At 69.5% G+C, this 12,440-nt stretch carries 14 protein-coding genes; 10 read left to right on the forward strand and 4 right to left on the reverse strand.

The annotated features are described in order from the left end of the window. Nucleotides 1-129: 129 nt before the first annotated feature. Nucleotides 130-960: a peptidylprolyl isomerase gene (locus tag AB0C29_RS14250; RefSeq protein ID WP_360820048.1), complete on the reverse strand. Its 831-nt coding sequence runs from the start codon at nucleotides 958-960 to the stop codon at nucleotides 130-132. A gap of 65 nt (nucleotides 961-1,025) precedes the next feature. Beyond that, nucleotides 1,026-1,910: a peptidylprolyl isomerase gene (locus AB0C29_RS14255; RefSeq protein WP_360820051.1), complete on the reverse strand. Its 885-nt coding sequence runs from the start codon at nucleotides 1,908-1,910 to the stop codon at nucleotides 1,026-1,028. A 165-nt stretch (nucleotides 1,911-2,075) separates the two neighbouring features. Between AB0C29_RS14255 and AB0C29_RS14260 the strand changes: the two genes are divergently transcribed. Together AB0C29_RS14260 and hisS are read left to right on the forward strand one after the other, a co-directional pair. After that, nucleotides 2,076-2,774, forward strand: a complete 699-nt coding sequence (locus AB0C29_RS14260) for an MBL fold metallo-hydrolase (RefSeq protein WP_360820054.1) — start codon at nucleotides 2,076-2,078, stop codon at nucleotides 2,772-2,774. 22 nt (nucleotides 2,775-2,796) lie between these two features. Further along, the gene (gene hisS, locus AB0C29_RS14265) at nucleotides 2,797-4,128 is read left to right on the forward strand and encodes a histidine--tRNA ligase (RefSeq protein ID WP_360820058.1); all 1,332 of its coding nucleotides are present in this window, start codon (nucleotides 2,797-2,799) and stop codon (nucleotides 4,126-4,128) included. Nucleotides 4,129-4,149: 21 nt separating this feature from the next. On the opposite strand, the gene AB0C29_RS14270 is transcribed toward hisS, so the two are convergent. Continuing rightward, nucleotides 4,150-4,686, reverse strand: coding sequence for an alpha/beta hydrolase (locus tag AB0C29_RS14270; RefSeq protein ID WP_360820061.1), 537 nt, complete (start codon nucleotides 4,684-4,686; stop codon nucleotides 4,150-4,152). A gap of 139 nt (nucleotides 4,687-4,825) precedes the next feature. On the opposite strand from AB0C29_RS14270, the gene urtA reads away from it, so the two are divergent. Genes urtA through urtE form a run of 5 tightly spaced genes read left to right on the forward strand, consistent with a single transcriptional unit; the run spans nucleotide 4,826 to nucleotide 9,448 of the window. Further along, nucleotides 4,826-6,049 carry an urea ABC transporter substrate-binding protein gene (gene urtA, locus AB0C29_RS14275; protein ID WP_360820064.1) on the forward strand — a complete coding sequence of 408 codons (1,224 nt, stop codon included), beginning with the start codon at nucleotides 4,826-4,828 and terminating at the stop codon, nucleotides 6,047-6,049. A 7-nt stretch (nucleotides 6,050-6,056) separates the two neighbouring features. Then, a complete protein-coding gene (gene urtB, locus AB0C29_RS14280; RefSeq protein WP_360820067.1) occupies nucleotides 6,057-6,935 on the forward strand; it encodes an urea ABC transporter permease subunit UrtB in 879 nt (292 codons plus the stop codon). After that, a complete protein-coding gene (gene urtC, locus AB0C29_RS14285; protein ID WP_360820070.1) occupies nucleotides 6,932-7,999 on the forward strand; it encodes an urea ABC transporter permease subunit UrtC in 1,068 nt (355 codons plus the stop codon). The genes urtB and urtC overlap by 4 nt, the downstream gene beginning before the upstream one ends. After that, nucleotides 7,996-8,754: an urea ABC transporter ATP-binding protein UrtD gene (gene urtD / locus AB0C29_RS14290; protein WP_360820073.1), complete on the forward strand. Its 759-nt coding sequence runs from the start codon at nucleotides 7,996-7,998 to the stop codon at nucleotides 8,752-8,754. Before urtC ends, urtD begins: the two co-directional genes overlap by 4 nt. 1 nt (nucleotide 8,755) lies before the next feature. Further along, on the forward strand, nucleotides 8,756-9,448 hold the full coding sequence (gene urtE / locus AB0C29_RS14295) for an urea ABC transporter ATP-binding subunit UrtE (RefSeq protein ID WP_360820076.1): 693 nt from the start codon (nucleotides 8,756-8,758) through the stop codon (nucleotides 9,446-9,448). On the opposite strand, the gene AB0C29_RS14300 is transcribed toward urtE, so the two are convergent. After that, the gene (locus AB0C29_RS14300; RefSeq protein ID WP_360820080.1) at nucleotides 9,449-9,862 is read right to left on the reverse strand and encodes a PaaI family thioesterase; all 414 of its coding nucleotides are present in this window, start codon (nucleotides 9,860-9,862) and stop codon (nucleotides 9,449-9,451) included. A 139-nt stretch (nucleotides 9,863-10,001) separates the two neighbouring features. Here AB0C29_RS14300 and AB0C29_RS14305 point away from each other — a divergent pair, with 139 nt between their 5' ends. From AB0C29_RS14305 to AB0C29_RS14315, 3 genes are all read left to right on the forward strand, one after another. Beyond that, the gene (locus AB0C29_RS14305; RefSeq protein ID WP_360820083.1) at nucleotides 10,002-11,150 is read left to right on the forward strand and encodes an LCP family protein; all 1,149 of its coding nucleotides are present in this window, start codon (nucleotides 10,002-10,004) and stop codon (nucleotides 11,148-11,150) included. 151 nt (nucleotides 11,151-11,301) lie between these two features. Continuing rightward, complete coding sequence (locus tag AB0C29_RS14310; protein WP_360820085.1) at nucleotides 11,302-11,583, forward strand: F0F1 ATP synthase subunit epsilon; 282 nt, start codon at nucleotides 11,302-11,304, stop codon at nucleotides 11,581-11,583. Nucleotides 11,584-11,591: 8 nt separating this feature from the next. Next, nucleotides 11,592-12,059: a DUF2550 domain-containing protein gene (locus tag AB0C29_RS14315; protein ID WP_360820088.1), complete on the forward strand. Its 468-nt coding sequence runs from the start codon at nucleotides 11,592-11,594 to the stop codon at nucleotides 12,057-12,059. The last annotated feature ends 381 nt before the right edge of the window (nucleotides 12,060-12,440 follow it).

Below are 12,440 nucleotides of genomic sequence, written 5' to 3' on the forward strand. Positions count from 1 at the left end.
GGCCCCCGAATTACACATGCGCGCCCATCTGCGGGGTCAATCCCCGCCCCCAAGCCCAAACCCGGCAGAAAAGCAGAAAGACGGACCCCCACAAAAACAGGGATCCGCCTTTCCGGGAAAACGAGAAGATCAGCCCGCAGCCATGGTCAGAGTCTTGATGGTGATCTCCTTCTTGGGATGCCCATCCCCCTGACCATTGGCGTTGTCACTACCAGCCTTGGCAACCGACTCGACGATGTCGAGCCCCTTGGTGATCGTGCCCAGGACCGTGTAGTCCGGCGGCAGGTCGGTGTCTTCGTACACGATGAAGTACTGGCTGCCCGTCGAGCTCGGCGCGGACGTCTTCGCCATCGCGATCGTGCCCTTCGGGTACGCCGGCTTCGCGTTCGTCGGGAGGTTCTCCTCCGCGTAGCGGAAGCTGGGCCCGCCGGAGCCGTCGCTCTCGCGCCAGCCCTTGCCGGTCGCCGTCGGGTCGCCGCACTGGAGCACCTTGATGCCCGCCGTCGTGAGGCGGTGGCACTTGGTGTTGTCCCAGAACTTCTTGCCGGCCAGGAACGTGAACGCCTCACCCGTGCAGGGCGCCTTGCTCAGGTCCACCGACGCCGTGATCGCGCCGAGGTTGGTGTCCATGGTCAGGGTGGACTTGCCGACGTTCGGGGCGTTCGACGGCGGGGTGCCGACGTCCTTGACCTTGCTGCCCGTGCTGCCGTCCTCCGGGATCCATGAGCAGGCCACGGTGCCGGGGGGTGGGGCGGCCGCGTCGGTCGACTTCTTGTCGTCGTCGTTGCCGAGCGCGGCGACGATCCACACCGCGGCGCCCGCGATCACGACGACCGCGAGGGCCGATCCGATGATGGCCTGCCGCTGCCGGCGCTTGCGCGCGGCAGTGGCCCGCTCGGCCATCTCCTTCTCCAGCCGGGCCCGCGCCGCCGCGCGCTGCCGGTCCTTGATCGACGACACGGTGTTCCTCCTGTATGCCTCGGTGCGGTGAGGGGATATGTTGCGACGATTCTGGTCCGGAAAGCTCAGGACTGGCTGGACGCCGAGGGGGCGGCCGAGGGGTCGGTGGCGGCGGGCTCTGCGCTGGGCTCGCCGACGGTGATGCTCTGTACGGTGATCTTGTCCTTCGGGGTGACCTTGTCGCCCGCGCTGTTCGCCACGGTGGCGATCTTGCCGATCTTGGCGACCGTGTCCAGCCCGCCGGTGACCTTTCCGACGATCGGATACTGCGGTTCCGTCTTCGGGGTGAAATCCTTGAAGAAGATCAGGAACTGGCTGCCGTTGGCGCCCGGCGGGTTGCCGATCATCGCCACGGTGCCCTTGGGGTAGAGCGGCTCCTGCGGCGCGGGCGCGGCCGACGCGCTGGGCGCCGGAGCGGGGGCCGTCGGCGTGTTCTCGTTGTAGACCGTGTACGTCGGACCGCCCTGGCCCGTGCCCTTCGGGTCCCCGCAGTGGATCGCGCCCTCGGCGGTGATCTCGTGGCAGGTGGTGTTGTCGAAGAACTGCTTGCCGGCCAGGTAGCTCAGGCTCGCGCTGGTGCACGGCGCGGCGGCCAGGTCGAGGGTGACGACGATCGGCGCGCCCTTGTCGGTCGTGATCGTCATCGGCCGGGTGCCCGCGGTGGGGATGCCGCTGGTCGGCGGCTCACCGACGTCCTTGAGGTCGGGGTTCGACTCGGCGTTCTGCGGCGTCCACGCGCACACCTCGGAAGCGGTCGGGTCGACCGGGTCGTCGCCGTCGAAGGCGCCGCCGAGCCACGCGACTCCGCCCACGATCAGGACGAGCGCCAGTGCCGCACCGAGCCCGGCCTGGATCTGCCGCCGCCGGCGCTGCCTGCCCGCCCGGCGTGCGAGCTGCCGATCGAGCTTCTCCCGCGCCAGTTTCCGCGCCCGGTCCTTGCTGGAAGCCACCGAGTGCTCCCCTTCCTTAAACTCTTGTCGAGTGCGCCACGCCACACGCCCGCAAGAGTGTACGGGTAACCGCTGGGAATGTGGTGTGCGAGGTTCCGTCACGGTGCGTACGGTGTGTCCCGCTAGGCTTGACCGGCGAATCCGACCGCGAGAGAGGGGTGCCCAGTGCTCGTCACCGGCTTTCCGGCCGACGCCTTCGGCACCAACTGTTACGTCGTGGCCGCCGGCCCGGGCGAGCAGTGCCTGGTGGTCGATCCGGGCATCGGCGTACTCGACCGTCTCGACGAGGTGCTGGCCCAGCACCGGCTGCACCCGGCCGCGGTGCTGCTGACCCACGGCCACCTGGACCACACGTTCTCCGTCGCGCCGGTCTGCGGTGCGCGCGGCATCACGGCGTACGTGCATCCCGCCGACCGGGAGATGCTCGCCGACCCGGCCAAGGGCCTGAGCATGGATCTGACCGCGTTGTTCGGCGGCCGGCTGTCGTACACCGAGCCCGAGGACGTCGCGGAGCTGACCGACGGGGCCACGCTGAGCCTGGCCGGGCTGGAGATCACCGTCGACCATGCGCCCGGCCATACCGGCGGGTCGGTGCTCTTCCGGCTGCCCGGCGCGGGCTCGCAGTGGGAGGCGGACCAGGTCTGCCTCTCCGGTGACGTGCTCTTCGCCGGTTCGATCGGCCGCACCGACCTGCCGGGCGGCAGCACGGAGACGATGCTGGCCAGCCTGCGGGACAAGATCCTGCCGCTGGCCGACGACACCGTCGTGCTGCCCGGCCACGGACCGGAAACCACCATCGGCCGCGAGCGCGTGGCGAACCCGTACCTGCGGGAGCTGACCACCGCGCCCGGCCGGGGCCTCTGAGACTTTCGCTAGGAGAAGCACCATGAGCAAGCCCACGCCCATCTCCGGCTTCCCGGAGTGGCTGCCCGCGCAGCGGATGATCGAGCAGAGTGTGGTCGAGCGGATCCGCGCGACCTTCGAGCTGTACGGCTTCGCGCCGCTGGAGACCCGCGCCGTCGAGCCGCTGGACCAGTTGCTGCGCAAGGGGGAGACCTCCAAGGAGGTGTACGTCCTGCGCCGCCTCCAGGAGGATCCCGGCGCGCCGTCCGACGACTCCCTCGGCCTGCACTTCGACCTGACCGTGCCGTTCGCCCGCTTCGTGCTGGAGAACAGCGGCAAGCTGCAGTTCCCGTTCCGCCGCTATCAGATCCAGAAGGTGTGGCGGGGTGAGCGCCCGCAGGAGGGCCGTTACCGGGAGTTCCTGCAGGCCGACATCGACGTGGTCGACCGTGACAACCTGCCGTTCCACTACGACACCGAGATGCCGCTGGTGATCGGGGACGCGTTCGCGTCGTTGCCGATCCCGCCGGCCACGATCCTGGTCAACAACCGCAAGGTGTGTGAGGGCTTCTACCGGGGCCTGGGCCTCGAGGACCCGGATCAGGTGCTGCGCACCGTCGACAAGCTCGACAAGATCGGCCCGGAGAAGGTGGCGGCCCTGCTGGTCGAGACCGCCGGGGCCACCGACGCCCAGGCCAAGGCCTGCCTGGAGCTGGCGTCGATCTCGGCGGAGGACTCCTCCTTCGTGGACGCGGTGCGGGCGCTCGGCGTGGACAACGCGTTGCTGGACGAGGGCCTCGAGGAGCTGGTCCGGGTCGTCGACGCGGGCACCGAGCACGCGCCGGGCCTGATCCGCGCGGAGCTGAAGATCGCCCGCGGCCTCGATTACTACACGGGCACGGTCTACGAGACGCAGCTGCGCGGCTACGAGCGGTTCGGCTCGATCTGCTCGGGCGGCCGTTACGAGAATCTGGCGACCGCGGGCAACGAGCGTTTCCCGGGCGTCGGCATCTCCATCGGCGTCTCCCGGATGCTCGGGCTGCTCTTCGGCCGGAGCGCGCTGGGCGTCTCGCGGTCGGTGCCGACCTGCGTCGTGGTCGCGTTGCCGGCCGAGGAGCTGCGCCCGGCCTGCGACCGGATCGCCCGGGCGCTGCGCAGCCGGGGGATCAGCACCGAGGTGGCGCCGTCGGCGGCCAAGTTCGGCAAGCAGATCCGGTTCGCCGAGCGGCGGGGCATCCCGTACGTGTGGTTCCCCGGAGCCGACGGCGCGGCCGACACGATCAAGGACATCCGCTCGGGTGACCAGGTCGAGGCCGACGCGTCCACGTGGCAGCCGCCGGCCGAGGACCTGACCCCGGTCGTCTCCGGCAGCTGAGCCCACCGGCGAAAGCCGGCGTCAGCGCGCGTCCAGGAAGTCCTCGATCGCGGTGCCGATGACGCCCAGCGTCTCGGCGAAGTCCCGCAGGGTCCCGGGCGCGCGCAAGGAATGGTTGGCGTCCCGGATGGTCAGCACCTGCTGGCCGGTCGAGCGGGCGGCCTCCGGGACCCACCACGGGTCCGCGGTGCCGCCGATGAGCAGCTGCGGCGCCGGGTTGCGGGTGATCGCGTCCACCAGGGGCGGGACGGTCAGCAGCGGGGTCAGCCAGATCGCCGGCAGTTCCAGGTCGGCGGCCAGGGTCGCGGCGTGGGTGCCCAGCGACTTCGCGATCAGCACCGGCCGGGCGTCGGGGTCGCGCTGGACCAGCCGGTGCAGGGCCGCGGCGACGCAGGCGCGGACGAACGGCTCCGGCCCGACCTCCATCAGCCCCTCGGGCATCGTCCAGGTGACCTGCTCGATGCGGGCCTGCCGGTCGTTCAGCGCCTCCCAGCCGAGGTCCAGCAGGGTGGTCTGGACGATGCCGATGCCGCCGGGTACCAGGATTCCGCTGAGCACCGCGTCAGCCTAGCGCCGAAGATCCTATGTGGCCTGTGAGGTCACGTTAACTTATTCGACATGTGTCAATACGTTGGGTGAAATGAGCTGTTCCTAGCTTTCGGGGCACCACCCCCCGCGGGCGAAGGGACAAGTCCCCATGTCATCTACGAAGTGGACCAAGACTCTCTCCATCCTTTTCCTGTCCACGACTCTGGCGGTGGCCGGCTGCGCCGACGATCCGTCGGCGAGCGGCAGCTCCTCCGGCGACACCATCAAGGTCGGCGTCCTGCACTCCCTCAGCGGCACGATGGCCATCAGCGAGGTGACGGTCCGCGACTCCGAGCTGCTGGCCATCGAGGAGGTCAACGCGGCCGGCGGCGTACTCGGCAAGAAGCTCGAACCGGTCGTCGAGGACGGTGCCTCGGACTGGCCCACGTTCGCCGAGAAGGCCCAGAAGCTGATCAACGAGGACAAGGTCGCCACCACCTTCGGGGGCTGGACCTCGGCCAGCCGCAAGGCGATGCTGCCGGTCTTCGAACGCAACAAGGCCCTGCTCTGGTATCCGGTGCAGTACGAGGGGCTGGAGAGTTCGCCGTACATCTTCTACACCGGCGCGACCACCAACCAGCAGATCGTGCCCGCCCTGGACTATCTCAAGCAGCAGGGCAAGAAGTCGGTCTTCCTGGTCGGCAGCGACTACGTCTTCCCGCGCACCGCCAACAAGATCATCAAGGCGTACGCGGCCGCGAACGGCATGACCGTGGCCGGCGAGGAGTACACCCCGCTGGGCAACACCGAATACTCGACCATCGTCAACAAGCTCGGCCAGGCCAAGCCCGACGTCGTCTTCAACACCCTCAACGGCGACAGCAACGTCGCCTTCTTCAAGCAGTTGCGCAGCGCCGGCTTCACCGACAAGACCATGCCGACGGTGAGTGTCAGCGTCGCCGAGGAGGAGGTCGGCGGCATCGGCCCGGCCAACATCGCCGGTCACCTGGTGGCGTGGAACTACTACCAGACCACCGAGGGCGCCACGAACACCGAGTTCGTCAAGAACTACAAGGCGAAGTACGGCGCCACCAAGGTGACCTCCGACCCGATGGAGGCCGGTTACAACGCGGTCAAGTTGTGGGCCGCGGCAGCCGCCAAGGCCGGCAGCACCGACGTCGAGGCGGTCAAGAAGGCGGCCGGCGGGATCTCGCTGGACCTGCCCGAGGGCAAGGTGACCATCGACGGCGAGACCCAGCACGTCTACAAGACCGCCCGGATCGGCCTGATCCAGCCGGACGGCCAGATCAAGGAGGTGTGGAACTCCGGTGAGCCCGTGAAGCCGGATCCCTACCTCAAGGGCTATCCGTGGGCCGCCGGACTGGCGTCCTGAGCGAGCCATGGGAACCCTGAACCAGTTGGTCATCGGGGCGAGCATCGGCGCGGTGCTGCTGCTCGCCTCGCTGGGCCTGACCTTCACGTTCGGCCAGATGGGCGTCATCAACATGGCGCACGGCGAGTTCATCATGGCCGGTGCGTACACCGCGTACGTCCTGCAGCCGCTGGCCGGTGAGCAGGCCGTGCTGGTGGCGCTGCCCGTCGCTTTCGCCGTCGGCGGGGTGCTCGGGCTGATCCTGGAACGGTTGTTCATCCGGCGCTTCTACGGCCGCCCGCTGGACACGCTGTTGCTCACCTGGGGCATCAGCCTGATCCTGCAGCAGGTCGCACGGGACATCTTCGGGGCGCCCAACGTGCAGGTCACCGCCCCGGGCTGGCTCACCGGCGGAATCGACGCAGGCGTACGGATCCCGTACAACCGGGTGTTCATCCTGGTGCTGGCGATCGGTTGCGTGGTGGCGATCTCGCTGTACCTGAGCAAGCTGCGGCAGGGCCGGCGGATGCGGGCTGTGATGCAGAACAGGCAGCTGGCCGCGGTGAGCGGGGTCGCGACCGGGCGGGTCGACCAGGCCACCTTCTTCATCGGGTCCGGGCTGGCCGGGGTGGCCGGGGTCGCGCTGACCCTGATCGGCCCGGTCGGCCCGACGCTGGGCAGCGGGTACATCGTGGACGCGTTCCTGGTCGTGGTGGCCGGCGGGCTGGGTCAGCTGCGCGGTGCGGTGATCGCCGCGTTCGCGCTGGGCGTGCTGAACAGCTTCGTCGAGTTCTGGACGGCCAACGGGGCCAGCTTCGCCAAGGTGGTGGTGTTCGCCGTGATCATCGCGTTCCTGCAGTTCCGGCCCCAGGGCATGTTCGTCCTGCGATCGAGGGCGCTGACATGAGAAACCGGATCGCCTTCGCCCTGATCGCCACGATGCTGATCGCCGCGCCGCTGGTGTTCAGCCCGTTCCGGCTGGACCTGCTGGCCAAGTACCTCTGCTATGCGATCGTCGCGCTCGGCATCGCGCTGGCCTGGGGCCGCGGCGGCATGCTGACCCTGGGCCAGGGCGTGTTCTTCGGGCTCGGCGGATACGCGATGGGCATGCACCTCAAGCTCGTCGAGGCCGGGCCGGGGCAGCTGCCCGACTTCATGTCGTGGAGTGGCGTCGAGCAGTTGCCGCTGCTCTGGAAGCCGTTCGCCAACCCCGTCTTCGCGCTCGTGATGGTGGTCGTGCTGCCGGTGACCGTGGCGCTGCTGCTGGGGCTGCTGGTCTTCCGGCAACGGGTGCGGGGCGCGTACTTCGCCGTGCTGTCGCAGGCATTGGCGGCGGCGTTCGTCATCCTGCTGGTCGGCCAGCAGGGCCTGACCGGCGGCACCAACGGCCTGACCAACTTCCAGCTCTTCTTCGGCCTGGACCTCTACGACGACGCCGACCGCCGGATCCTCTACTTCGCCATCGTGGTCGTGCTGGGACTGTCCTATCTGGTCGTCCGGCAGCTGGCCCGCAGCCGCTACGGGCAGCTGCTGGTGGCGATCCGCGACGGCGAGGACCGGGTGCGCTTCCTCGGCTACGACCCGGCGCTGGTCAAGACCTTCGCCTTCGCGGTCTCGGCCGGGCTGGCCGGCATCGCCGGCGCGCTCTTCGTCCCGGTGGTCGGCCTGCTCACCCCGGCCAACCTGGGCGTGGTCGCGTCGCTGGAGCTGCTCATCGGGGTGGCGATCGGCGGGCGGTACTCGCTCGCCGGCGCGGTCGGCGGCGCCCTGCTGTTCCACTACGGCAAGACGATCTTCAGCGAGCAGTGGCCGGACAGCTGGCTCTACGTGCAGGGCGCGCTCTTCGTGGCGGTCATGCTCTGGGCTCCCCGCGGCCTGGCCGGCCTGGCCGGCCAGCTGCGCGACGTGGTCGCGGCCCGACGCCGTCCGGCGGCGCCGGCCCCGCCGGTTCTCGAGGAGGTACGGGCATGAGCAAACTTCTCGAGGTACGCGGCCTGAATGTCGTCTTCTCCGGCTTCCACGCGATCACCGACCTGGACTTCTCCCTCGACGCCGGCGAGCTGCGGTTCCTCATCGGGCCCAACGGGGCCGGCAAGACCACCCTGATCGACGTCGTCACCGGGCTGACCCGACCGGCGACCGGCTCGGTCAGTTTCGCCGGGCAGGAGCTCGTGGGCCGCCGCGAGTATCAGGTCGTGCGCGCGGGCGTCGGCCGTACCTTCCAGACGTCCGTGGTGTTCGAGGAGCTCAGCGTCGTCGACAACCTGGACCTGGCGGCGGGTTTCCGGCGCCGGTTGCCGACCCTGCTGCGCCGGCGGCACGGCGTCTCCGACGATGTCGCCTCGGCGCTGGACACCATCGGGCTGGGCGCGCTGGCGGACCGCCCGGCCGGGGTGCTCTCGCACGGCCAGCGGCAGTGGCTCGAGATCGGCATGCTCGTCGTGCAGCGGCCCCGGCTGCTGCTGCTCGACGAGCCGGTCGCGGGTATGAGCCGCACCGAGCGCGAGCGTACGGGCGAGCTGCTGCAGTCCGTGGCCCGCGACCACACCGTCCTGGTGGTCGAGCACGACATGGATTTCCTGCGCCGCTTCGCCAGCACGGTGACGGTGCTGCACGAGGGCCGGCTGCTGTGCGAGGGCACGGTCGCCGAGGTGCAGGCCGATCCGCGGGTGCAGGAGGTCTATCTCGGACGGTCCCGTGACGAGCTCGACAAGGAGGTGGCGTGACGTGCTGGAGGTCGAGGACCTGCAGGTGTCGTACGGCCGGGCGCAGGTGCTCTTCGGGGTCTCGCTGACCGCGCCGGCCGGGTCGCTGGTGTGCCTGATGGGCCGCAACGGTGTCGGCAAGACCACCCTGCTGAAGGCGATCATGGGGGTGCTGCCGGTCCGCTCGGGTGCGGTGCGTTTCGACGGCCGGGAGCTGACCAGGCTCAAGGTGCACGAGCGGGTACGGCTCGGGCTCGGCTACGTGCCCCAGGGCCACGAGACGTTTCCGCAGCTGACCGTCGCGGAGAACCTCCAGGTGGCGCGGGAGACCGCGGGCAACCGCCGGGCCGGGGTGGTCGACGAGGCGTTCGACCTGTTCCCGGCGCTGCGCGGGCTGCTCAAGCGGCGGGCCGGCTTCCTCTCCGGCGGTCAGCAGCAGCAGCTCGCGATCGCCCGGGCGCTGGTCACCGAGCCGCGGATGCTGCTGCTGGACGAGCCGACCGAGGGCATCCAGCCGTCGATCGTGCGCGAGATCGAGGAGGCGATCCGGCAGCTGCACGCGGCCGGGCTGACCATCCTGCTGGTCGAGCAGTATCTGGAGCTGGCCCTGCGGCTGGCCGACCGGTTCGTGATCCTGGACGCGGGCGAGGTGGTGCGGGCGGGCCCGGCCGGTGAGCTCGGCGACGAGTCGGTGCGCCGGCTGCTGGCGGTCTGATCAGGAGCGGGGCGCCTCGAAGATCATGCAGCTGGAGGTGGCGTGGGCGATGAGGCGTCCCGCGGTGTCGGTGATCCGGGCCTCGGTGAGCGCGGTCCGGCGGCCCTTCTGCAGCACACCGCCCTTGCAGGTGAGCTGCCCGGAGTCGACGGTGACCGCGCGCAGGAACTTCACGTTGAGGTCGAGGGAGGTGTAGCCGACCCCGGCCGGCAGCGTCGAGTGCAGCGAGCACGCGGCGGCGCTGTCGAGCAGCGTGGAGAGCACGCCGCCGTGCATCGTGCCGAGCGGGTTGTAGTGGAACTCCTGCGGCGCCAGGTAGAACGTGACGCTGCCCTCCTCGACCTCCATGCCGGAGATGTCGATCAGGTTCATGATCGGTGGGGGCGGGAGCTCGCCGGCCACCATCTTGCGCATCAGTGCCCGTTTTGTCCGTTTGACCTCGGGTGCGACGGTACGCGGACGCGAAGTTTTCTTCCGTTGTTCGGATACTCTTGGCACTGCTTGTGGCGCGGCCCCGTGATCAGCCCATTGATCGCGGCTGGTATCGACCGGCATGGTTGGGGATCGAGTGGCGAAGAGCGCGAAACCGAAGAGCGGCCGGCGTGCCCCCCTGTGGGCGCGGCTGTGCGCCATCTTCGGCTGTGTCCTGATGGTCCTCAGCGGCGGCGCGCTGGTCACGAGCCAGGTGCTCGTCGCCCGCTACGCGAACGCGGTGCAGACCAAGGACCTCTTCGGCAACGCCGCCTCCGGTGCCACCAAGCAGCAGGTCAGCGACATCAAGGGCCCGCTCAACATCCTGCTCGTGGGCATCGACCCGCGCAACGACAGCACCGCGCCGCTGTCCGACTCGATCATCGTCGTGCACGTGCCCAAGGGGCTGAAGACGGCGTACCTCTACTCGATCCCGCGGGACCTGCGCGTCGAGATCCCGCCGTTCGCCAAGACCAAGTTCGGCGGCGGCACGGCGAAGATCAACGCCGCGATGTCGTACGGCAGCTCGATCGGCGGCGGCAAGCACGACGTGGCCCAGGGCTTCGACCTGCTGGCCAAGACGGTGAGCAAGCTGACCGGCATCAAGAAGTTCGACGCCGGCGCGATCATCAACTTCAACGGCTTCAAGGACATCGTCGACGCGATGGACGGCGTCACGATGACCATCGACCAGAACGTGAAGTCGGAACACCTCCAGCCGAACGGCAAGCCGCGCCCGCGCCGTCCGGAGTGCGCCAGCAACAACTGCGAGCACCCGTACATCGGCCCGCAGAAGCAGTACAAGAAGGGCACGTACCACCTGGAGGGCTGGGAGGCGCTGGACTACGTCCGGCAGCGCTACGGCCTGCCCCGCAGCGACTACGACCGCCAGCGGCACCAGCAGCAGTTCATCAAGGCGATGGCCTCGCAGGCCCTGAGCAAGAACGTGGTGACCAACCCGGTCAAGCTCGACAAGGTGCTCAAGGCGGCCGGCGACGCGCTGATCTTCGACGGCAACGGCCACTCGGTCGTCGACTGGGGTCTGGCCCTCAAGAGCCTGCGCGCCGACGACATGACGCTGGTGAAGCTGCCGGGCCGCAGCCTGATCACGAACGGCAGATATCAGGGCGAGGCGCTCGACTCCAGCGCCGAGGACTTCTTCGCCGCGGTGCAGAGCGACACGATCTCCACGTTCCTGATCGACCACCCGGACTTCCTGCAGAAGCTCTGACCCGCCGGCCCGGGGCCCGACCGCAGTGGCGGTCGCCACCCCAGGCACCGGCAGGTCACCCAGCCGTTTAGACTTCACCTCAATCGGTTCCGCCGGCTTTACCGAGCCGACCGCAGCGGAAAACCGAGGCAACTTCGTAAGGGGAGACAGCGTGGCCAACCAGCTGCACGTTCAGCTCGTCGCCGTCGAGGAGAAGGTCTGGTCCGGCGACGCAGAAATGGTCGTCGCCCGCACCACCGAGGGCGAGCTCGGCGTCCTGCCCGGTCACTCCCCGCTGCTGGGCCTGCTCAAGGAGCCCTCCCAGGTGCGAGTCAAGCTCGCCGGCGGCGAACAGCTGACCTACGACGTAGCAGGCGGCTTCCTCTCCGTCGACGCGAACGGCGTGACCGTCCTCGCCGAGAGCGCCACCCCCGCCACTCCCGACGCGCACTGACGCCGACGATGCGGGTTCTGGGAGTCATCGGAATCTGCGTCGCCGCGCTGCTCGTCGTCCTGCTCGCGATCTTCCTCCGCCGCCGGCTGCTCATGGCCGGCGGCGGCACCATCCGGCTCCAGGTCCGGGTCAGCACAATGGTCCCGGGCCGCGGCTGGTCCTCAGGAATCGGTCAGTTCGTCGACGACGAGCTCCGCTTCCACCGCATGTTCAGCTTCGGTATCCGCCCGAAACGCGTGCTGAACCGCCGCACCCTCTCGGTCGGCTGCCGCCGCCTGCCGGCCGGCCCGGAACGCCTGACCATGCCGGGCCACTGGGTCATCCTGCTCTGCACAACGGGCAGCAACGAGCTCGAGATCGCCATGGCCGAGTCCACGGTGACCGGCTTCCTGTCCTGGCTGGAAGCGGGTCCGCCGGGCCAACCCGGATCGGTGGCCCCCCGCCCGACAATCACCCCCCGTCCGGCCGAACGCTGAGGTCCCTTTTCCGGTACGCGTCGCGCCGTGACCAAACGCAACACCGACTCGAGTGTCGCAGCGTTTGAGGCCACGGCCGGTCCGGGCCGAGGGATCCGCCGCCGGGCGGTCCGCCGCTCCCTGACAGCGCGCGGGCGTCTGCGCAGCGCGGCGCTGCCGGCATTGAACAGGGCCAAACTGCAAGCGCGACGGCTTCGGCCGGGCGGCGGCGTGCGCGGTGTTGTCATTCACTCAGGCCGGCTGTCTGGCGTCGCTCGGGCCGCAGTCCGCACTCACGCCGTCGATGCCGTCGATGCCGTCGACGCCTCGGTGGGTCGGTGGGTCCCTCCGACCGCCCGGCAGATCCGACCGGGCGGCAGATCCGACCGGGCGGCAGATCCG

This window comes from Actinoplanes sp. NPDC048791 (assembly GCF_040650095.1).
In the GTDB taxonomy this organism is placed as follows: domain Bacteria; phylum Actinomycetota; class Actinomycetes; order Mycobacteriales; family Micromonosporaceae; genus Actinoplanes.

Excerpts from the sequence above, each read along its gene's own strand:
- AB0C29_RS14315 (WP_360820088.1), top strand. The coding sequence starts at position 11,592 with ATGCGGGTTCTGGGAGTCATCGGAATCTGCGTCGCCGCGCTGCTCGTC.
- AB0C29_RS14300 (WP_360820080.1), bottom strand. The coding sequence starts at position 9,862 with ATGCGCAAGATGGTGGCCGGCGAGCTCCCGCCCCCACCGATCATGAAC.
- AB0C29_RS14305 (WP_360820083.1), top strand. The coding sequence starts at position 10,002 with ATGGTTGGGGATCGAGTGGCGAAGAGCGCGAAACCGAAGAGCGGCCGG.
- urtD (WP_360820073.1), top strand. The coding sequence starts at position 7,996 with ATGAGCAAACTTCTCGAGGTACGCGGCCTGAATGTCGTCTTCTCCGGC.
- hisS (WP_360820058.1), top strand. The coding sequence starts at position 2,797 with ATGAGCAAGCCCACGCCCATCTCCGGCTTCCCGGAGTGGCTGCCCGCG.
- urtB (WP_360820067.1), top strand. The coding sequence starts at position 6,057 with ATGGGAACCCTGAACCAGTTGGTCATCGGGGCGAGCATCGGCGCGGTG.
- urtC (WP_360820070.1), top strand. The coding sequence starts at position 6,932 with ATGAGAAACCGGATCGCCTTCGCCCTGATCGCCACGATGCTGATCGCC.
- urtA (WP_360820064.1), top strand. The coding sequence starts at position 4,826 with ATGTCATCTACGAAGTGGACCAAGACTCTCTCCATCCTTTTCCTGTCC.